This window comes from Burkholderia metallica (assembly GCF_902832845.1).
Lineage (GTDB): Bacteria > Pseudomonadota > Gammaproteobacteria > Burkholderiales > Burkholderiaceae > Burkholderia > Burkholderia metallica.
Genome location: NZ_CADFDB010000007.1, coordinates 208,267 through 227,008, shown reverse-complemented (window position 1 = coordinate 227,008; position 18,742 = coordinate 208,267). Strand labels below are relative to the sequence as shown.

Genomic DNA, 18,742 nt, shown 5'->3' with positions numbered 1-18,742 from the left:
AGGCTGCCCGCCGCGACCGGCAACGAGCGGCGCTCCACCCGTACGGTGGAGCGCCGTTTTGTTTGAGGGGGAGCGTCTGCTCGGAAGCACATCCGCGCGCCGACGATATCGATATCGCAATCGCTTCGTTGTTCGCCGCGGGCGATCCTTTTATTCTGAACCCGTAGTTCGTGTGACACCTCCTTGACTGGGATTCGCGCCCGCTGCGTGCAGCGGGCGTCTTTTTTTGTGCGCGGCGATGCGTGCCCGTCGCCCGCGAGCCTCAGCCTCATCACGAAACCCGCTGAGCAAAGCACCATTTGTTGGTTCGGATTCGCCGCACGCGCTGATACGTTAGCGGCTTCGCGACGACACACTCCGTCGCGATGTTCTTCGAACCGGGCCGCCGCGCGATCCGCGGCGGCCTTCATAACAAATCAGGTCGTGCTCATGAAAATCCACACTCTCGCTATGTGGCTCGTCGGGGCTGCACTCATCACCGCCGGCACCGTCGCGCACGCGGACCGTCTCGACGACATCAAGAAGGCCGGCGTGCTGCGCGTTGCGACGTTCGACAGCAATCCGCCGTTCGGTTATGTCGACGGCAAAAGCAATCACATCGTCGGTCTCGACGTCGACTATGCGAAGGCGCTTGCCGACAAGCTCGGCGTGAAGCTGCAACTGCAGCCGACCAATCCGGCGAACCGCATTCCGTTCCTGACGTCCGGCAAGGTCGACCTCGTGCTCGCGAACTTCACGATCACCGACGAGCGCGCGAAGCAGGTCGACTTCAGCATTCCGTACTTCTCGTCGGGCCAGCAGTTTCTCGCGAAGAAGGGCGTGCTGAAATCGGCCGAGCAACTGAACGGGCTGCGTGTCGGCGCCGACAAGGGCACGACCAACGAAATCACGCTGCGCGAGAAATTCCCGAAGGCGACGATCGTCGCGTACGACGACACGCCGTTCGCGTTCGCCGCACTGCGCGCAGGCAACGTGCAGGCGATCACGCAGGACGGCCCGAAGCTGATCGGGCTGCTCGCGAACGTGCCCGACAAGCAGAACTACGAGATCCCGCCGTTCACGATCTCGAACGACTACATGGGTGTAGGCGTGCCGAAGGGCGAGACGCGCCTGCTCGGTTTCGTCAACGACACGCTGAAGGGGCTCGAGGCGAACGGCCGCGCCGTGCAGATCTACGACGCATGGTTCGGCCCGACGACGAAGACGCCGCTCACGCGCATCTTCCGGATCGGCGACAAGACCTGATTCCCATCACACGCGCGCCGCGCTCGGCCGGCCCCCCGGCCGCGCGGCGCGGTTCGTATTTCTCCGATCGCGCGCTTCGCGCCCGCAACACGACATGCTCGGGCTGGCTCCCAAATATCTGTCCTGGCTCTGGCAGGGCTTCCTGCTGACGCTCGGCCTCGCGGCTGCGTCGGCCGTCGCCGCGACCGCGGGCGGGCTGCTGCTCGCGGTCATGCGGCATGCGCGCGGCGCCGCGCCGCGTGCGGTGGCGGCCGCGTACGTCGTCGCGTTTCGCAATACGCCGCTGCTGGTGCAGTTGTTGTTCTGGTATTTCGGCGTCGCGTCGTTGCTGCCCGATACGTGGATCGCATGGCTGAACGCGCGCCATACGGTGAGCGTGGGCCCGTTCGCGCTTGCGTGGCCGTCGTTCGAATTCGTCGCGGGCTGGGTCGGGTTGAGCGCGTATACGGCCGCGTTCGTCGCTGAGGAATGCGAAGCGGGCCTGCGCGGCGTGCGGCGCGCGCAACACGACGCGGCGGCCGCGCTCGGCCTTACGCCGATGCAGTCGTTGCGCTACGTCGTGCTGCCGCAGGCCGTGCGAATCGCATTGCCGCCGCTGTTCGGCCAATACATGAATCTCGTAAAGAACTCGTCGCTCGCGATGGCGATCGGCGTGGCCGAGCTGTCGTATGCATCGCGACAGGTCGAGACGGAGACGTTCAAGACGTTCGCCGCGTTCGGCGTGGCGACCGTGCTGTACGTCGCGGCGGTGGCCGCGATCGAGGCCGGTGCGTATGCGGCCACGCAATGGCGCGATCGGCTCGGAGCGGGGCGTTGACGATGGATCTTTCGCTGCTTCTCTCCAATCTGCCGTACCTGCTCGTCGGCGCATTTCCGGACGGCCCGCTAGGCGGCGCCGCGCTGTCGCTGGTGTTGGCGATCGCATCGGCGGCCGCATCGGCCGTGCTCGGCGTGGCGCTTGGCGTTGCCATGGCGCTCGCACGCGGTCCCGCACGCGTGCTGCTGCTCGCGTTCATCGGCTTCTTCCGCGCGATTCCGGTGCTGATGCTGATCTTCTGGACGTATTTTCTGATGCCCGTGCTGCTGCACATGGACGTGCCGGGGCTCGCGACGGTCGTGTGCGCGCTCGCGCTGATCGGCGGCGCGTATCTCGCGCACGCGGTGCATGCGGGCATCGTCGCGGCCGGCGACGGGCAATGGCAGGCGGGGCTGTCGCTCGGGCTCACGCGCTGGCAGACGGTGCGCTACGTGCTGCTGCCGCAGGCGATTCGGATCATGACGCCGTCGTTCGTCAACCAGTGGGTCGCGCTCGTGAAGGATACGTCGCTCGCGTATATCGTCGGCGTGCCGGAACTGTCGTTCGTCGCGACGCAGGTGAACAACCGGCTGATGGTGTATCCGGCGCCGATCTTCCTGTTCGTCGCGCTGATCTATCTGGTGCTGTGTACGTCGCTTGACGGTGCCGCGCGCTGGTTGCTGTCGCGGCGGCCGAGGGCGGAGCGCGTCGAGCAGGCAGCGGCCGAACGGACCGAGCCGGCGCGGTGAGGGCGCGCGCAGGCGACGCGTGCTGCGCGAGATCGACGGCGCGGGGTGACCCGCAGCGGGCCGTAGCGCCGCTGCCCGGGCGCGTCGACCCGTCAGCGTCAGGACGCGCTGTAGTGCGTATTGAACACCGCGCGCAGCGTCGACGTGTCGATCGCGAAATCGCCCCACAGCGGCCCGTCGTTCTGCGCGAACGCGAACGGTGCCGTATTGACCGATGCGAGGCGGAAGCGCCATTGCGCCGCTTCCTGGCGGAACGCGGTGAGCTGCATGTCGGACAGCGCCGTCTGCGCGCTCGCGAGCGTGACGAGCGGGTCGACCGGATCGTTCGCGACGCGCACCTCGAAGTGCAGGTGCGGGCCCGTGGCGGCGCCGGTCATCCCGACCGAGCCGATGCGCTGGCCCTGCTTCACGGTTTCGCCCGTCTTCAGGCCGCGCGCGAACGCGGACAGGTGCGCGTAGTAGGTCGAGTAACCATCGGCGTGATCCACGATCACATAGCGGCCGTAACCGCCCGGATCTGTGCCGACGAACGACACGACGCCGTCGGCCGCCGCATCGACGGGCGTGCCGCTCGGCGCGGCGAGATCGACGCCCGTGTGGAACGCCATCGCCTGCGACAGCGGATGGATGCGCTCGCCGAAGAACGAGCTGATGCGCGTCCACTTGACCGGCATCGTGAAGGCGGCGGCTTCGAGCGGCGCGCCGTCGAGCGTGTAGTACGCGCCGTGCTCGGCGCCCGGCGCGCGGAACCAGATCGCGCCGAACGTGCGGCCGGCCACACGCAGTTCGAACGCGGTGAGGCGCGGCGTGCCGTCGTTCGTATCGAACGCGACGCGGTAGTAGTCGCCGCGCTGCGCGCTCGCCCGCATCGCGACCTTGCCGCTGACGAGATCGCCGAGCTGGATGCGCACCTCGGGCGGCACGTCGAGACGGTTCAGCGTATCGGACAGCGTGAGCTCGATGTCGCCCGCGCGCATCCCGTGCTGTTTTTCAGGGGCGGCGAACTGGAACAGGGTCGCATAGCCGAGCATGTCGTTGCGGTGCGCGCTGAGCGGCGCGAACAGGCCCGGCTGCTGGCTGCGGTCGATACGTTCGCCGGCATCGTTGCGCTCGCCGATCGTGCGGGCGAGTTCGCTCGTCACGAAATGCTGCGCGGTGGGAAACGGGGTATCGGACAGCACGCGCTGCGGCAGCGCGGCCGTGCCCGACTCGACGGCGCCCGGCAACTGCGACACGGCCGGCAGCGCAGCGAGGCCGAGTGCGGCGAGGGCGCCGAGCACGGCGGCCGGCACGAGCGCGCGCACAATACGCTGCGCGCGGCCGGGCGCGAAAGCATCAGGTGTAGCGACAGACTTGACCAAGATGTCCACATCCAGGAAAGCGGTTCAAAGGGGTGTGGGCAGGGGCCGCCGGCGGCACATCCGTCGGGCGACGACGGGGCGGGCGGCGGGCGTGCAACAAAACAGGCCCCGCCAGGGGCCTGTGTCGTTTCCGTTCGACCCAACGCGCGGGGCGGGCCCGCTTCGAACGGCGGCGTGCATACCGGGTCGAACCCGGTTATCACGAAGACGCTAAAGAAAGATGACAGCGTCAGTCTACCGATGTTCCGCGAAACGTTAAAAATTTTAAAGAGGGTCAGCTCATTCGTTTCGCAGTGCGGTAAGTCGGGCTAAATCAGCATTTATTACGACGATTTACATCAGTCCGGCAATTTGTGCGCGCGGCTGCGTCGTCGGCTGCATCATCGGCAGCGTAATGCGGCGGACGTCCGCACGGTGTCGAAACCGGCGTCGAGCATCGCCTCGGCGTCGTTCCACAGGTTGCCGCGCAGCCGGTTGGTCCAGATCATCGACGCGAACACGCCTTCGAGCAGCGACACGAGATAGACGGCGGCCAGATGCACGTCGAGATCGGCGGCGATTTCGCCGGCCGCGATCGCGCGGCGCAGCAGCGCCTTCGTGATCCGCAGCATCTGCAGCTCGAGCAGCATGCGGCGGCGCTGCAGTGCGCCGTTTTCCTCGCTCTGCTCGCACTTCGTATAGAGGATCACGAGCACGCGCTGCATCGGCCCCGGCTCCCCGCATTCCTGCAGATAGTGCGATGCGGCGCGCCGCAGCGTGGCGAGCGGCGGCAGTCCGTCGCCGGCGTCGAAGCCTTCCGACGTGCGGGCGAACGCGCGGTCGCACATCGCGAGACACACTTCCATCTTGTTGCGGTAGTGGCCGTAGACGGCGCCGCGCGACATCCCGGCGGCTTCGGCGAGATCCGCCATCGCGGTTTGCGCGACACCCTTGTCGAGCAGCACCAGCTCGGCGGCGTCGAGGATCCGGTGCTTGATGGCGAGCGATTCTTCGCGGGTCTTGCGGGCCATGTGGGGAAATTCCTTACAGTTCGCTGTCGTTTTATTGAGACAGTGTGGCGGTCGGATTGAAACAGCGTGTATTTAATCAGTCGTGACTGATTATAATCGGCCACCCTGAGCCGCCGCATTGTATCGGTGGCGAACGATCCGAGGTCACACATGAATAACAATCGCTCCGTGTTGCGCCACCGGCTGGCGCCGTTCGCGCTGGCGGCCGTGCTGGCGCTGGCCGGATGTGGAAAGGGCGACAAGGACGCCGCGCCGGAGGCCGCGAAACAGGCGACGGTCGTGACGGTGCGGCCGACGGCCGTGCCGATGACCGTCGAATTGCCGGGCCGGCTCGACGCGTACCGGCAGGCGCAAGTGCGCGCGCGGGTCGCGGGCATCGTCACCGCGCGCACTTACGAGGAAGGCCAGGAAGTGAAGCAGGGCGCGGTGCTGTTCCGCATCGATCCCGCGCCGCTGAAGGCCGCGCGCGACGCCGCGCAGGGCGCGCTCGCGAAGGCGCAGGCCGCCGCGCTCGCGGCGAGCGACAAGCGCCGCCGTTACGACGATCTCGTGCGCGATCGCGCGGTGAGCGAGCGCGACCACACCGAGGCCGTCGCGGCCGACACGCAGGCGAAGGCCGACGTCGCGTCCGCGCGGGCCGAGCTCGCCCGCGCGCAACTGCAGCTCGACTATGCGACCGTCACCGCGCCGATCGCGGGCCGCGCGCGGCGCGCGCTCGTCACCGAAGGCGCGCTCGTCGGCCAGGACCAGGCAACGCCGCTCACGACCGTCGAGCAGCTCGATCCGATCTACGTGAACTTCTCGCAGCCGGCGGCGGATGTCGACGCGCTGCGCCGCGCGGTGAAGAGCGGACGGGCGACGGGTATCGCGCAGCACGACATCGCGGTGACGCTGCTGCGCGCCGACGGCACTGCTTATCCGCTGAAGGGCAAGCTGCTGTTCAGCGATCTGGCGGTCGATCCGACCACCGACACCGTCGCGATGCGCGCGCTGTTCCCGAATCCGGAGCGCGAGCTGCTGCCGGGCGCGTACGTGCGGATCGCGCTCGACACGGCGGTCGACCAGCGGGCGATCCTCGTGCCGCGCGATGCGCTGCTGCGCACGGCCGACCGCACGTCGGTGCGGGTCGTCGGCACGAACGGCAAGGTCAAGGACGTCGAGGTCGCCGCCGACCAGATGAGCGGCCGCGACTGGCGCATCACGCGCGGTCTCGCGGGCGGCGAGCGCGTGATCGTCGACGACGCCGCGCAATTCGCGCCCGATACGACCGTCAAGGCCATCGAGAAGGCGCCGCCGTCGAACGCGGCGCCGGCAGCGGCCGCTTCGCAGGCGGCTGCCCGTCAAACCTGACTGGTCAACACCACACCACCATGGCACGTTTCTTCATCGATCGCCCCGTCTTCGCGTGGGTGATCGCAATCTTCATCATGCTGGGCGGCCTGTTCGCGATCCGCGCGCTGCCCGTGGCGCAGTACCCGGACATCGCGCCGCCCGTCGTCAGCATCTATGCGACGTACCCGGGCGCATCCGCGCAGGTCGTCGAGGAATCGGTGACCGCGCTGATCGAGCGCGAAATGAACGGCGCGCCGGGGCTGATGTATACGTCGGCGACGAGCAGCGCCGGGGCGGCGTCGCTGTACCTGACGTTCAAGCAGGGCGTGAACGCCGATCTCGCGGCCGTCGAAGTGCAGAACCGGCTGAAGACGGTCGAGGCGCGGCTGCCCGAACCGGTGCGGCGCGACGGCATCCAGGTCGAGAAGGCCGCCGACAACATCCAGTTCGTGGTGTCGCTGACGTCCGACGACGGCCGGATGAGCGCCGTGCAGCTGGGCGAATACGCGTCGGCGAACGTCGTGCAGGCGCTGCGTCGCGTCGACGGCGTCGGCAAGGTGCAGTTCTGGGGCGCCGAGTATGCGATGCGGATCTGGCCCGACCCGGTGAAGATGGCCGGGCACGGTCTTACCGCGTCGGATATCGCATCGGCGGTGCGTGCGCACAACGCGCGCGTGACGATCGGCGACATCGGCCGCAGCGCGGTGCCGGCCAGCGCGCCGATCGCGGCGACCGTGTTCGCCGATGCGCCGCTGAAGACGCCGGCCGATTTCGGCGCGATCGCGCTGCGTACGCAGGCCGACGGCTCCGCGCTGTATCTGCGCGACGTCGCCCGCGTGGAGTTCGGCGGCAACGACTACAACTACCCGTCGTACGTGAACGGCAAGGTCGCGACCGGAATGGGCATCAAGCTCGCGCCGGGCTCGAACGCGGTCTCCACCGAGAAGCGCGTGCGCGCGACGATGGACGAGCTGTCCGCGTACTTCCCGCCGGGCGTGAAATACCAGATCCCGTACGAGACGTCGTCGTTCGTGCGCGTGTCGATGAACAAGGTCGTCACGACGCTGATCGAGGCCGGCGTGCTGGTGTTCCTCGTGATGTTCCTGTTCATGCAGAACCTGCGTGCGACGCTGATCCCGACGCTCGTCGTGCCGGTCGCGCTCGCGGGCACGTTCGGCGTGATGTATGCGGCCGGCTTCTCGATCAACGTGCTGACGATGTTCGGGATGGTGCTCGCGATCGGCATTCTCGTCGACGATGCGATCGTCGTGGTCGAGAACGTCGAGCGGCTGATGGTCGAGGAAGGGCTCGGGCCGTACGACGCGACCGTCAAGGCGATGACGCAAATCAGCGGCGCGATCGTCGGGATCACCGTGGTGCTGACGTCGGTGTTCGTGCCGATGGCGTTCTTCGGCGGCGCGGTGGGCAACATCTACCGGCAGTTCGCGCTGTCGCTCGCGGTGTCGATCGGCTTCTCGGCCTTCCTCGCGCTGTCGCTGACGCCCGCGCTGTGTGCGACGCTGCTCAAGCCGGTGTCGGGCGACCATCACGAGAAGCGCGGCTTCTTCGGCTGGTTCAACCGCTTCGTCGCGCGCGCGACGCAGCGCTACGCGACGCGCGTCGGCACGATGCTGAAGAAGCCGGTGCGCTGGCTCGTCGTGTACGGCGCGCTTGCCGGCGTCGCGGCGCTGATGCTCACGCAACTGCCGACCGCGTTCCTGCCGGACGAGGACCAGGGCAACTTCATGGTGATGGTGATCCGCCCGCAAGGCACGCCGCTCGCGGAAACGATGCAGAGCGTGCGGGACGTCGAAGCGACCCTGCGCCGCGACGAGCCGACCGCGTTCACGTATGCGCTCGGCGGCTTCAACCTGTACGGCGAAGGGCCGAACGGCGGGATGATCTTCGTCACGCTGAAGAACTGGAAGGATCGGAAGGCCCCGCACGATCACGTGCAGGCGATCGTCGCGCGTGTCAACGAGCGCTTCGCGGGCACGCCGAACACGACGGTGTTCGCGATGAACTCGCCCGCGCTGCCCGATCTCGGCTCGACGAGCGGCTTCGACTTCCGGCTGCAGAACCGCGGCGGGCTCGACTATGCGACGTTCAGCGCCGCGCGCGAGCAACTGCTCGCGGCGGGGCACCAGCATCCGGCGCTCACCGACCTGATGTTCGCCGGCACGCAGGACGCGCCGCAACTGAAGCTCGACATCGATCGCGCGAAGGCGTCCGCGCTCGGCGTGTCGATGGACGAGATCAACACGACGCTCGCGGTGATGTTCGGCTCCGACTATATCGGCGACTTCATGCACGGCACGCAGGTGCGGCGCGTGATGGTGCAGGCCGACGGGTTGCACCGGCTCGATCCGGACGACGTGAAGAAGCTGCGCGTGCGCAACACGCACGGCGAGATGGTGCCGCTCGCGGCGTTCACCACGCTGCACTGGACGCTCGGGCCGCCGCAGCTCACGCGCTACAACGGCTATCCGTCGTTCACGATCAACGGGGCGGCCGCGGCAGGCCACAGCAGCGGCGAGGCGATGGCCGCGATCGAGCAGCTCGCCGCGAAGCTGCCGGCCGGCGTCGGCTACGCGTGGTCGGGGCAGTCGTTCGAGGAGCGGCTGTCGGGCGCACAGGCGCCGATGCTGTTCGCGCTGTCGGTGCTCGTCGTGTTCCTCGCGCTCGCGGCGCTCTACGAGAGCTGGTCGATTCCGTTCGCGGTGATGCTGGTCGTGCCGCTCGGCGTGATCGGCGCGGTGCTCGGCGTCACGCTGCGGGCGATGCCGAACGACATCTATTTCAAGGTGGGGCTGATCGCGACGATCGGGCTGTCCGCGAAGAACGCGATCCTGATCGTCGAAGTCGCGAAGGATCTCGTCGCGCAGCGCATGTCGCTCGTCGATGCGGCGCTCGAAGCCGCGCGCCTGCGGCTGCGCCCGATCGTGATGACGTCGCTCGCGTTCGGCGTCGGCGTGCTGCCGCTCGCGTTCGCGTCGGGTGCCGCATCCGGCGCGCAGATGGCGATCGGCACCGGCGTGCTCGGCGGCGTGATCACCGCGACCGTGTTCGCGGTGTTCCTCGTGCCGCTGTTTTTCGTGATCGTCGGCCGCCTGTTCGACGTCGGCCCGCGCCGGCGCGGCGGTGCGCAGCCGGCGAAGATGGAGGGTTCGCAACCATGATGTCTGCGCTGAATGCACGCGCCGCGCTGCGGGCCCGGGTCGGGCTGGCCGCCGCGCTCGCGCTGGCCGGCTGCACGCTCGCGCCGCGTTACGAGCGGCCGGCGGCGCCGGTGCCGGCGACTTACGCGCCGCTCGACGGCGGCGCCGCGCCCGCGGCGGCGTCGCCCGCCGACGCCGCGCTGCTCGACGACTGGCGCACGTACTTTACCGATGCGTCTCTGCGGGCGTGGATCGACGCGGCGCTCGCGAACAACCGCGACATGCGGATCGCGGCCGGCCGGCTCGAGGAAGCGCGTGCGCTGTACGGCGTGCAGCGCGCGGACCTGATGCCGTCGGTCGACGCAAATGTCGGCTACGAACGTGCGCGCCAGTACGACCCGGTCGTGCGCCAGAGCGCGATCAGCGGGCTGTATCGCGCGGGCGTCGGCGTCAGTGCGTACGAGCTCGACCTGTTCGGCCGCGTCCGCAGCCTGTCCGATGCGGCGCTCGCCGAATATTTCGCGACGGCGGACGCGCAACGCACGGTGCGCATCGGCGTGATCGCCGACGTGGCGGGCGCGTATGTGTCGGAGCGCGCGCTGCACGAGCAGCTCGCGCTGGCGCAGCGCACGCTCGACGCGCGCGAGCGCATGGCCGCGCTCACGCAGCGCCGCTACGCGGCCGGCACGAGCGACGCGATCGAGCTGCGCTCGGCCGAGATGCTGGTGGCCTCCGCGCGCGCGTCGCAGGCCGAGCTGCAGCGCGAGCACGGGCAGTCCGTGCGGGCGCTGCAGCTGCTCGCGGGCGACTTCGCACGCAACGTGCCCGGCGACGCCACCGCGCTCGACACGTTGTCGATCGCGCCCGTGGCGCCCGGCGCACCGAGTGCGCTGCTCGAACGGCGGCCGGACATCCGGCAGGCGGAAGCGAGGCTCAAGGCGGCCAATGCGCAGATCGGCGCGGCGCGTGCGGCGTTCTTTCCGCGCATCGCGCTGACGAGCGACTACGGCTCGGTCAGCGACGCGTTTTCGAGCCTGTTTGCGGGCGGCACGAGCGTGTGGACGTTCGCGCCGCGCATCACGCTGCCGATCTTCGCGGGCGGGCGCAATCGCGCGAACCTCGACGTCGCGAACGCACGCAAGCACATCGCGGTGGCCGATTACGAGAAGACGGTGCAGACCGCGTTCCGCGAAGTGGCCGACGCGTTCGCCGCACGCGACTGGATCGATCGGCAGCTCGCCGCGCAGCAGGACGTGTATGCGGCCGACGGCGCGCGGCTGAAGCTCGCGGAGCGTCGCTACGCGGGCGGTGTCGCGACGTATCTCGAACTGCTCGACGCGCAGCGCAGCACGTACGAGTCGGGGCAGGAGCTGATCCGGCTCAAGCAGCTCAGGCTCGCGAATGCGATCGCGCTGTACCGCGCGCTCGGCGGCGGCTGGTCGCCGGCGTCGGCGGAGGCCGCGGCCTCCGCGTAATACCCGTCGCCTGATGCGAGAACGCATCGGGCGGCACGACGGCGGCGGTACGTTGCGACGTGCCGCCGCCGTTTCTTCTTCGGAGGAGGGCGCGGTTTTCGCGCCATCCTCTCTCTCCCGCGACAGTCCGGCCCGGACGTCTTTCACCCTGCAGCAGCACGCACGGACACGGTTCGCCACGGCGCGTGTGCGGCGAGCACGCGTGTCGCCATTGCGCGCGAACGTGTGCGGGCCGTTTCTCCGCTTCTCTTTTTTCCGCTCGAGATGCTGCCGAATATCGGATTCCGGCGGCCGCGGATGCACGTGATTTCCGATTCGCAATTGACGATCGGATTAATCAATGTATTGGAAATAATGGCGGCGGCAAAGTGTCGCAGTAAAACGTTTGTACGTATTTCGCAATCGTTTGCGCAAAATGGATGGCGCGATTGAATTGCCGTTTTAATTTCCTGTTTGTTGAAAATGATTTGATATTGGCGTTGTCGTCATGCAACGGTGGCGGCGTTGGACAGGGTTTTGTCATTTTCCGGGCGGGTCTCGTGAAAGCCAATACTGGCAATGGTGAGCCGGGCAGTGGCGGCTCGTTTCTGGAAATCTCTTTAATCTTCAATTGCTTCCTGAAAATGGAAAAGGACTGCTGATAAAAACGAAGCGATTGAGAATCGGCAGGAAATGGTGCCGAGTTAGAGGGAGGAATCGGACATTGTCAGAAGCATTTGACAATGATTTACAAAAAACTTTCACGATTATCTCGATAATGCGGCCTCGTGACGGACGGGAGCCCACCATGCGCTGCCGTTTGTGTCCGCCACGTCATCTATTCCATTTGCACTCCTTACGGGAAACGTCATGAAAAAATCACTCCTGACCGCTGTCGCACTCGCGGCCCTGTCGAGCTCGGCCTTCGCAGCGGGTACCGGCACGATCAACTTCACGGGCGAGATCGTCGCGGGCGCATGCGGCATCGATGCGGGTTCGGTCAACCAGACCGTGCAGCTCGGCAAGGTGCCGACCAACGTGTTCAAGCAGGCTGGCGACAAGTCCGGCCTGGTCCCCTTCGAGATCAAGCTGACGGATTGCGACACCAGCGTTTCGAAGCAGGCGAAGTTCACGTTCACGGGCACGTCGAACGCAACGCAGCCGAAGCTGATCGCGACGATCGGCTCCGCGACCAACGTCGGCATCCGCCTGCAGAGCTCGTCGGGTGAAGACCTCGACAACGGCGTCGAGCAAGCTGCACCGACGGTGCTGTCGAACGGCGACAACGTCGTGAAGTTCGGCGCGCGCTACGAAGCAACGGCTGCCGGCGTGACGCCGGGTACCGCCGATGCCGTTGCGAACTTCACGGTTCGCTACCTGTAAGCGTCGGTATCGGAGGAGGGGTGGACATCCCTTCCTCCTTCTTTTCTCTCCCTCGTTCTCTTCTCCCCGGACTTTCGGTAGCGCCGCGTGCGAATCAGACATTCCTTCCTTTGCGTCTCCGTGCTGGTTGTCGGCAGCCAGAGCCATGCGACGGAATTCAATTCGTCGTTCCTGAATATCGACGGCTCGAACAACGTCGACCTGTCGCAGTTCTCGCAGCCCGACTTCACGCTGCCGGGCGAGTACATGCTCGACGTACAGGTCAACGACCTGTTCTACGGGCTGCAGGCGATCGAATTCATCGCCGTCGATGCGTCGGGCGCGGGCAAGCCGTGCCTGCGGCCGGAACTCGTCGCGCAGTTCGGGTTGAAGCCGTCGCTCGTGAAGGACCTGCCGCGCTGGCAGGGCGGGCGTTGCGTGAGCCTCGACGCGATCGAGGGGGCGACCGTGCGTTACCTGAAAAGCGACGGGCGGCTCAAGATCACCATTCCGCAGGCCGCGCTCGAATTCAGCGACTCGAACTACCTGCCGCCGGCGCGCTGGTCCGAAGGGATTCCGGGCGCGATGCTCGACTATCGCGTGATCGCGAACACGAACCGCAATTTCGGCACGGGCGGCAGCCAGACGAATGCGATCCAGGCCTACGGGACGGTTGGCGCGAACTGGGGTGCGTGGCGCCTGCGCGGCGACTACCAGGCGCAATCGAACGTGGGCAGCCAGGTGTACGCGGACCGCTCGTTCCGCTTCAGCCGGCTGTACGCATTTCGCGCGCTGCCGTCGATCCAGTCGACGGCGACGTTCGGCGAGGACTACCTGAGCTCGGACATTTTCGACACGTTCGCGCTGACGGGCGCGACGATCCGCAGCGACGACCGCATGCTGCCGCCTTCGCTGCGCGGCTATGCGCCGCTGATCTCGGGCGTCGCGCGCACCAACGCGACGGTGACGGTGTCGCAGGCGGGCCGCGTGCTGTACGTGACGCGCGTGTCGCCGGGCGCCTTCGCGCTGCAGAACATCAACACGAGCGTGCAGGGCACGCTCGACGTCGCGGTCGAGGAAGAAGACGGCAGCGTACAGCGCTTCCAGGTGACGACGGCTGCCGTGCCGTTTCTCGCGCGCACCGGGCAATTGCGCTACAAGGCCGCCGTCGGCAAGCCGCGCCGGTTCGGCGGCGCCGGCATCACGCCGTTCTTCGGCTTCGGCGAAATCGCCTACGGCCTGCCGTTCGACGTCACCGCGTATGGCGGGTTCATCGCCGCGTCCGGCTACACGTCGATCGCACTCGGCGTGGGTCGCGATTTCGGCGCGTTCGGCGCGGTGTCGGCCGACGTCACGCATGCGCGGGCGCGCCTGTGGTGGAACGGCGCGACGCGCAACGGCAACTCGTACCGCATCAACTATTCGAAGCACTTCGACGGGCTCGGTGCCGACGTGCGTTTCTTCGGCTATCGCTTCTCGGAGCGCGAATACACGAACTTCGCGCAGTTCACCGGCGACCCGACCGCATACGGGCTCGCCAACAGCAAGCAGCGCTATTCGGCGACGTTGTCGAAGCGTTTCGGCGATACGTCGACGTATTTCTCGTACGACCAGACGACCTATTGGGAACGGGCGAACGAGCAGCGCGTCGGCCTCACGCTCACGCGCGCGTTCTCGATCGGCGCGCTGCGCAACCTGAACGTGAGCGTGTCGGCGTTCCGGACCCAGAGCGCCGGGGCGAGCGGCAATCAGGTTTCGGTCACCGCGACGTTGCCGATCGGCGGCCGCCACACGGTCACGTCGAACCTGACGACGGGCAGCGGCAGCACGAGCGTGAACGCGGGCTACATCTACGACGATCCGGATGGCCGCACTTACCAGATCACCGCGGGCGCGACCGACGGACGCGCGGCGGCGAACGCGAGCTATCGCCAGCGTTCGTCCGCGTATCAGCTGACCGCGCAGGCGTCGACGCTCGCCAACGCGTACGCGGCCGCGTCGCTCGAAGTCGACGGCTCGTTCGTCGCGACGCAATACGGCGTGTCGGCGCACGCGAACGGCAATGCGGGCGACACGCGCCTGCTGGTGTCGACCGACGGCGTGCCCGACGTGCCGCTGTCCGGCACGCTGTCGCATACCGACTCGCGCGGCTATGCGGTGCTCGACGGCATCTCGCCGTACAACGTGTACGACGCGACCGTCAACGTCGAGAAGCTGCCGCTCGAAGTACAGGTGTCGAACCCGATCCAGCGCATGGTGCTGACCGACGGCGCGATCGGCTTCGTGAAGTTTTCCGCCGCACGCGGCAGCAACCTGTACCTGACGATGACCGACGCGGCCGGCAAGCCGCTGCCGTTCGGCGCATCGGTGCAGGACGCGGCGAACGGCAAGGAACTCGGCATCGTCGGCGAGGGCGGTGCGACGTTCCTGACGCAGGTACAGCCGAAATCGATGCTGGCGGTGCGCGCGGGCGAACGCACGCTCTGCACGATCGACACGCTGCCGAACCAGCTCCAGCTCGAAGGCACGCCGATCCCGGTGACGTGCCACGCGCCCGGCGAGTCGCATGCAGCGGCCGCACGGGTCGAACGATGAATTCAAGGATCCAGCGATGAAAAAATCCTTCTCCTTTTCCTTTTCGCGGCACGCAGCGTGCGCGCTCATGACCGCCGGCGCGCTGCTCGCGGGTGCCGCGCACGCGGCGATCGTGCCCGACCGCACGCGCGTGATTTTCAACGAAGGCGAACAGGCCGCGATCGTCACGATCTCGAACAAGAGCACGACCTTCCCGTATCTCGTGCAATCGTGGCTCGAGGACGCGCAGGGCAACAAGATCACGTCGCCGCTGATGGTCGTCCCGCCGCTGCAGCGCATCGAGGCGAACGAGCGCAACGTGCTGCGGATCGCGAAGCTGCCGGGCACCGCGCTGCCGGCCGATCGCGAATCGGTGTTCTATCTGAACATCCGTGAAGTGCCGCCGAAGACCGATACGCCGAACACGCTGCAGATCGCGCTGCACACGCAGATGAAACTGTTCTACCGGCCGAAGGCCGTGCAGCCCGCGCGCGACGAGGACTGGACGCTGCCGATGACGTTGCGTGTCGATGCGGCCGCGCACCGGCTCGTGTTCGACAATCCGACGCCGTATCACATCACGATCGTCGAGGTGGCGTCGGGCGCGCAGAAGACGCCGGTGCCGCTGGACCCGCTGATGGTGAGCCCGATGAGCACGACCGACGTGCCGTTCAAGGCCGCGACGCCGTCGACGCTGTTCGTCACGCACGTGGACGACTACGGCGGCCAGGTGGCGGTGGAGTATGCGTGTGAGGCCGGTGCGTGCAAGAGCGTGAAGCGATGAGCGGCGTACGACGAAACGGCATGGTTTCGCATGTGCCGATCTGGCTCCGGTGGAGCGTGCTCGCGTTGTTCGTCGTGTTCGCGCAGCCGGCGTGGGCGCTGAAATGTATCGCGGACAGCGGCGGCCTGTCGCTCACCGAGACGATCGGCAACGTCGCGTCGTATCCGACCGACGCGCCGGACGGTTACGTGATCTGGGTGTCGCCGCCGCGCACGACGACGGGCTATTGCTACAAGGATATCGGCGGGCTGCAGAATTTCCCCGAGCAGATCTACTTCTATGCGAACCCGGAGAAACAGAACCCGGCCGCATGGGGGCTCGAAGTCGGCATTCGTTTCGAGGGTACCGACTACTACGGCCGCAGCAGCCAGCCGGGCAACGGCATCGACACGCACCTTTCGGTGGCAATCTGCAAGCTGAACGACCGGCAGGTCGACGCCGGGCTGTGTCCGAAATGGCCGATCAGCATCACGTACCAGGTGGTCATTCGCAAGCGGGGGGCGTGGACGCGGCCACCGTCGGATATCTACGCGGTGTTCCAGTTCGACGGCGAACGCGGGTTGAACAGCAAGGGAAGCTTCCGCTACAAGTTGAGCGGCCTGCAGAATCTCAAGCCGACGCCGTGCATGGTCGACGTGAAGGTGACGCCCGAGCCGGGTGTCGTGAAGTTCGGCCAGGTGCAGGCGACGGGCAACGGCTTCTCGCCCGCGGTGCCGCGCCGGTCGTTCAGCCTGGCGCTGACCAAGCAATGCAACGTGGCGGTGCGCGTGGACGGTTACTTCGAGACGTCGCAGACCGTGCGCAACGGGCTGCTCGTGCCGGATCCCAAGAGCAATTTCGGCATCGGCATCGAGGACCGCAACGGCAAGGCGATCGCGTTCAACGAACAGTTCGTGCTCGCCCAGATGCCGGGCAGCGTGAATTACGAGAGCGTGACGCTCGATGCCGTGCTGAAGGCGTTCGGGCCGCCGAAGATCGGCCCGTTCAACGGGACGGCGACGATCCGGTTGTTCATCTATTGACGTGCGTTGCGCGGCCAGTCAGCCCGGGACGTGTCGTCGTACACCGGACGTCTGTCGCGCGATCGTGGCCCCTGCGACGCGGTCGCCACCGCCGCGTCGATCAAAAAAAAACGCCGGCGAGCCGGCGTTCTTCACCTCAGCTGCGCGATGCTCAGCGCACCCAGCGGCACACCTTGTGATGGTGATGCTCGAAGTGGCACACGCGGTGCGGATGCGCTTCGGCGATGGCCGGCACGAGCACGGCGGCGGCGAGCGCCGCGACGGTCAGGGTTTTCAGTAGCGTTTTCATGTTGAGGTCCTGTCGTTGAAGTGTGGGTCACGGGGGCGGCCGCGCATTACCACTGCGGCCGCTGATCGTCGCGACGGTCGTCCCTGCGGTCGTCCCGGCGATCGTCGCGCCAGACGGGATGCTGTGCCTCCCAGTCGCGGCGTTCCCAGTAGCGATGTCCGTCCCAGTAACGGTCGCCATGCCAGCCGATCGTGACTTCAGCCGGTGCCGGATAGGCGACGCAACCGGTGAGCATGACGCTCGACAGCGCACCCACCATGACAGCGGATAAGACGATGGATTTCATGTTGTTCTCCCTTGGAAACGGCAAGTCGATCGTACGAGCCCTCAAAATTTCACGTGGTAATAAGTTGCTACCGCCGATGACAGGTGCAGGCGTTCCGCAAGAAACGTGAAAGGTCGCGGCGGCCCTGCGCGTGCCTTGCGCGCCGATCTGACGCGTCGCTATTGGCGTGCGGCGACCTTGCAGCCTGCGTCAAATCCGTTCGAACGACGGTTCCGTCGATTGTTCAGACAAATCCGGACGACTGAAAGGGGTACCAGTTAATCAGATTGAGAATGATTTGCGTTTACGTTAAATTGCGCTATCTCGAAATTTGACGGAGCAGATCGATGGCGATGGCGGAAGTGCTCGACCGACCGGCGGCGGCAGCGGCCAACCCGTTCCTCGGCAGTTATCCGGACCGGCCGCCGCGGGCGCGCCGTCCCGCGGAGCCTCGTGCGCAAGGCGCATTGCTCGACGTGCTGATTTCGCATCGCGCGATGCTCGTCAACGTCGCGCGCGGCTTCGTCGGCTGCGCGAGCCGTGCCGAGGACGTCGTGCACGACGTGTTCGTGAAGCTCGTCGAATTCCCGAACCAGGACGCGGTGCGCCAGCCGGTCGCGTACGTGACGCGGATGGTGCGCAACGCGTCGATCGACGCGTGCCGCCGGCAAAGCCTCGAGAACGTCTATCACACGGAAGAGGACGACGGCTTCGACGTGCCGTCGCCCGAGCCGACGCCGGAAGCCGCGCTGCTGACGCGCGACACGCTGCGACGCGTGTGGGCGGCCCTCGACGACCTGCCGGCGCGCAGCCGCGCGGCGTTCGAGATGGTGCGGCTGCGCGAGGAGACGCTGCAGACTGCGGCGCGCGCGCTGAACGTGTCGCAGACGCTCGTGCATTTCATGGTGCGCGACGCGGAGCGCCACTGCGCCGAATGCCTCGACGCGTGCCATCGCGGCGACGCGTGCCCGGTGTTCCTGGGCGGCCGCGCACGGCGCCGGTAAAAAACCGCGCCGGCCAAACGTCTATCAGACAGGAGCGGCCGAAACCGCCGCTTCGCCACCTTCAACCGCCTCAGCGATTTCCGATCATGACGCAAGCCACGACGCCTTCCGCCGACACCGACGATCTCGTCTATACGGTCGTCATCAACGACGAAGAACAGTATTCGATCTGGCCGACGTTCCGGCCCGTGCCGGCCGGCTGGCGCGAAGTGGGCGTGAGCGGCCCGAAAGCCGACTGCCTCGCTCATATCGAGACCGTCTGGACCGACATGCGCCCCGCGAGCCTGCGCCGCGCGATGGACGGCGAGCGCGCGACCCGCGCATCGTGACCCGCTGC

The 18,742-nt window shown here is 67.0% G+C and carries 17 protein-coding genes; 13 read left to right on the top strand and 4 right to left on the bottom strand.

Going from position 1 to position 18,742, the window contains the following annotated elements; all coding sequences use genetic code 11:
- Positions 1 to 429: 429 nt before the first annotated feature.
- The 3 genes from HWX08_RS20775 to HWX08_RS20765 all read left to right on the top strand — a co-directional run bounded on the left by HWX08_RS20775 (position 430) and on the right by HWX08_RS20765 (position 2,790).
- Positions 430 to 1,245, top strand: a complete 816-nt coding sequence (locus tag HWX08_RS20775) for an ABC transporter substrate-binding protein (protein ID WP_174922676.1) — start codon at positions 430 to 432, stop codon at positions 1,243 to 1,245.
- A gap of 94 nt (positions 1,246 to 1,339) precedes the next feature.
- Positions 1,340 to 2,062 carry an amino acid ABC transporter permease gene (locus tag HWX08_RS20770; RefSeq protein ID WP_174922677.1) on the top strand — a complete coding sequence of 241 codons (723 nt, stop codon included), beginning with the start codon at positions 1,340 to 1,342 and terminating at the stop codon, positions 2,060 to 2,062.
- A 2-nt stretch (positions 2,063 to 2,064) separates the two neighbouring features.
- Positions 2,065 to 2,790, top strand: a complete 726-nt coding sequence (locus HWX08_RS20765; protein WP_174922688.1) for an amino acid ABC transporter permease — start codon at positions 2,065 to 2,067, stop codon at positions 2,788 to 2,790.
- Between the two features lie 98 nt (positions 2,791 to 2,888).
- Here the strand turns inward: HWX08_RS20765 and HWX08_RS20760 are convergent, their stop codons facing one another.
- Both HWX08_RS20760 and HWX08_RS20755 read right to left on the bottom strand, forming a co-directional pair.
- Positions 2,889 to 4,151, bottom strand: coding sequence for a M23 family metallopeptidase (locus tag HWX08_RS20760; protein WP_174922678.1), 1,263 nt, complete (start codon positions 4,149 to 4,151; stop codon positions 2,889 to 2,891).
- Positions 4,152 to 4,531: 380 nt separating this feature from the next.
- Positions 4,532 to 5,161 carry a TetR family transcriptional regulator gene (locus HWX08_RS20755; RefSeq protein WP_069256623.1) on the bottom strand — a complete coding sequence of 210 codons (630 nt, stop codon included), beginning with the start codon at positions 5,159 to 5,161 and terminating at the stop codon, positions 4,532 to 4,534.
- Positions 5,162 to 5,311: 150 nt separating this feature from the next.
- Here HWX08_RS20755 and HWX08_RS20750 point away from each other — a divergent pair, with 150 nt between their 5' ends.
- The 8 genes from HWX08_RS20750 to HWX08_RS20715 all read left to right on the top strand — a co-directional run bounded on the left by HWX08_RS20750 (position 5,312) and on the right by HWX08_RS20715 (position 16,847).
- Entirely contained in the window at positions 5,312 to 6,511 is a 1,200-nt protein-coding gene (locus HWX08_RS20750; RefSeq protein WP_174922679.1) for a MexX/AxyX family multidrug efflux RND transporter periplasmic adaptor subunit, read from the top strand.
- A gap of 20 nt (positions 6,512 to 6,531) precedes the next feature.
- Positions 6,532 to 9,672, top strand: a complete 3,141-nt coding sequence (locus tag HWX08_RS20745) for a multidrug efflux RND transporter permease subunit (RefSeq protein ID WP_174922680.1) — start codon at positions 6,532 to 6,534, stop codon at positions 9,670 to 9,672.
- The gene (locus HWX08_RS20740; RefSeq protein ID WP_174922689.1) at positions 9,672 to 11,126 is read left to right on the top strand and encodes an efflux transporter outer membrane subunit; all 1,455 of its coding nucleotides are present in this window, start codon (positions 9,672 to 9,674) and stop codon (positions 11,124 to 11,126) included. Before HWX08_RS20745 ends, HWX08_RS20740 begins: the two co-directional genes overlap by 1 nt.
- A gap of 419 nt (positions 11,127 to 11,545) precedes the next feature.
- Positions 11,546 to 11,767: a hypothetical protein gene (locus tag HWX08_RS20735; RefSeq protein ID WP_174922681.1), complete on the top strand. Its 222-nt coding sequence runs from the start codon at positions 11,546 to 11,548 to the stop codon at positions 11,765 to 11,767.
- Between the two features lie 208 nt (positions 11,768 to 11,975).
- Positions 11,976 to 12,488 (top strand): fimbrial protein, encoded by a 513-nt coding sequence (locus HWX08_RS20730; protein WP_069256626.1) that lies wholly within the window; start codon positions 11,976 to 11,978, stop codon positions 12,486 to 12,488.
- Between the two features lie 87 nt (positions 12,489 to 12,575).
- Positions 12,576 to 15,062: a fimbria/pilus outer membrane usher protein gene (locus tag HWX08_RS20725; protein WP_481969224.1), complete on the top strand. Its 2,487-nt coding sequence runs from the start codon at positions 12,576 to 12,578 to the stop codon at positions 15,060 to 15,062.
- A 16-nt stretch (positions 15,063 to 15,078) separates the two neighbouring features.
- Positions 15,079 to 15,825, top strand: coding sequence for a fimbrial biogenesis chaperone (locus HWX08_RS20720; RefSeq protein ID WP_069258003.1), 747 nt, complete (start codon positions 15,079 to 15,081; stop codon positions 15,823 to 15,825).
- On the top strand, positions 15,822 to 16,847 hold the full coding sequence (locus HWX08_RS20715) for a fimbrial protein (RefSeq protein ID WP_069256628.1): 1,026 nt from the start codon (positions 15,822 to 15,824) through the stop codon (positions 16,845 to 16,847). Before HWX08_RS20720 ends, HWX08_RS20715 begins: the two co-directional genes overlap by 4 nt.
- Positions 16,848 to 16,998: 151 nt before the next feature.
- On the opposite strand, the gene HWX08_RS20710 is transcribed toward HWX08_RS20715, so the two are convergent.
- Together HWX08_RS20710 and HWX08_RS20705 are read right to left on the bottom strand one after the other, a co-directional pair.
- A complete protein-coding gene (locus HWX08_RS20710; protein ID WP_163008971.1) occupies positions 16,999 to 17,136 on the bottom strand; it encodes an HHHH-motif protein in 138 nt (45 codons plus the stop codon).
- Positions 17,137 to 17,182: 46 nt separating this feature from the next.
- The gene (locus HWX08_RS20705) at positions 17,183 to 17,422 is read right to left on the bottom strand and encodes a hypothetical protein (RefSeq protein ID WP_069256629.1); all 240 of its coding nucleotides are present in this window, start codon (positions 17,420 to 17,422) and stop codon (positions 17,183 to 17,185) included.
- 326 nt (positions 17,423 to 17,748) lie between these two features.
- On the opposite strand from HWX08_RS20705, the gene HWX08_RS20700 reads away from it, so the two are divergent.
- Together HWX08_RS20700 and HWX08_RS20695 are read left to right on the top strand one after the other, a co-directional pair.
- Positions 17,749 to 18,405, top strand: a complete 657-nt coding sequence (locus tag HWX08_RS20700) for an RNA polymerase factor sigma-70 (protein WP_069256630.1) — start codon at positions 17,749 to 17,751, stop codon at positions 18,403 to 18,405.
- An 86-nt stretch (positions 18,406 to 18,491) separates the two neighbouring features.
- Positions 18,492 to 18,734, top strand: coding sequence for an MbtH family protein (locus HWX08_RS20695; RefSeq protein ID WP_047900635.1), 243 nt, complete (start codon positions 18,492 to 18,494; stop codon positions 18,732 to 18,734).
- Positions 18,735 to 18,742 lie beyond the last annotated feature (8 nt).

Bases quoted from the DNA above. Each gene is read 5' to 3' on its own strand.
- HWX08_RS20775 (WP_174922676.1), top strand. From the start codon at position 430: ATGAAAATCCACACTCTCGCTATGTGGCTCGTCGGGGCTGCACTCATC.
- HWX08_RS20770 (WP_174922677.1), top strand. From the start codon at position 1,340: ATGCTCGGGCTGGCTCCCAAATATCTGTCCTGGCTCTGGCAGGGCTTC.
- HWX08_RS20765 (WP_174922688.1), top strand. From the start codon at position 2,065: ATGGATCTTTCGCTGCTTCTCTCCAATCTGCCGTACCTGCTCGTCGGC.
- HWX08_RS20755 (WP_069256623.1), bottom strand. From the start codon at position 5,161: ATGGCCCGCAAGACCCGCGAAGAATCGCTCGCCATCAAGCACCGGATC.
- HWX08_RS20750 (WP_174922679.1), top strand. From the start codon at position 5,312: ATGAATAACAATCGCTCCGTGTTGCGCCACCGGCTGGCGCCGTTCGCG.
- HWX08_RS20745 (WP_174922680.1), top strand. From the start codon at position 6,532: ATGGCACGTTTCTTCATCGATCGCCCCGTCTTCGCGTGGGTGATCGCA.
- HWX08_RS20740 (WP_174922689.1), top strand. From the start codon at position 9,672: ATGTCTGCGCTGAATGCACGCGCCGCGCTGCGGGCCCGGGTCGGGCTG.
- HWX08_RS20735 (WP_174922681.1), top strand. From the start codon at position 11,546: ATGGCGCGATTGAATTGCCGTTTTAATTTCCTGTTTGTTGAAAATGAT.
- HWX08_RS20730 (WP_069256626.1), top strand. From the start codon at position 11,976: ATGAAAAAATCACTCCTGACCGCTGTCGCACTCGCGGCCCTGTCGAGC.
- HWX08_RS20720 (WP_069258003.1), top strand. From the start codon at position 15,079: ATGAAAAAATCCTTCTCCTTTTCCTTTTCGCGGCACGCAGCGTGCGCG.
- HWX08_RS20715 (WP_069256628.1), top strand. From the start codon at position 15,822: ATGAGCGGCGTACGACGAAACGGCATGGTTTCGCATGTGCCGATCTGG.
- HWX08_RS20710 (WP_163008971.1), bottom strand. From the start codon at position 17,136: ATGAAAACGCTACTGAAAACCCTGACCGTCGCGGCGCTCGCCGCCGCC.
- HWX08_RS20705 (WP_069256629.1), bottom strand. From the start codon at position 17,422: ATGAAATCCATCGTCTTATCCGCTGTCATGGTGGGTGCGCTGTCGAGC.
- HWX08_RS20700 (WP_069256630.1), top strand. From the start codon at position 17,749: ATGGCGATGGCGGAAGTGCTCGACCGACCGGCGGCGGCAGCGGCCAAC.
- HWX08_RS20695 (WP_047900635.1), top strand. From the start codon at position 18,492: ATGACGCAAGCCACGACGCCTTCCGCCGACACCGACGATCTCGTCTAT.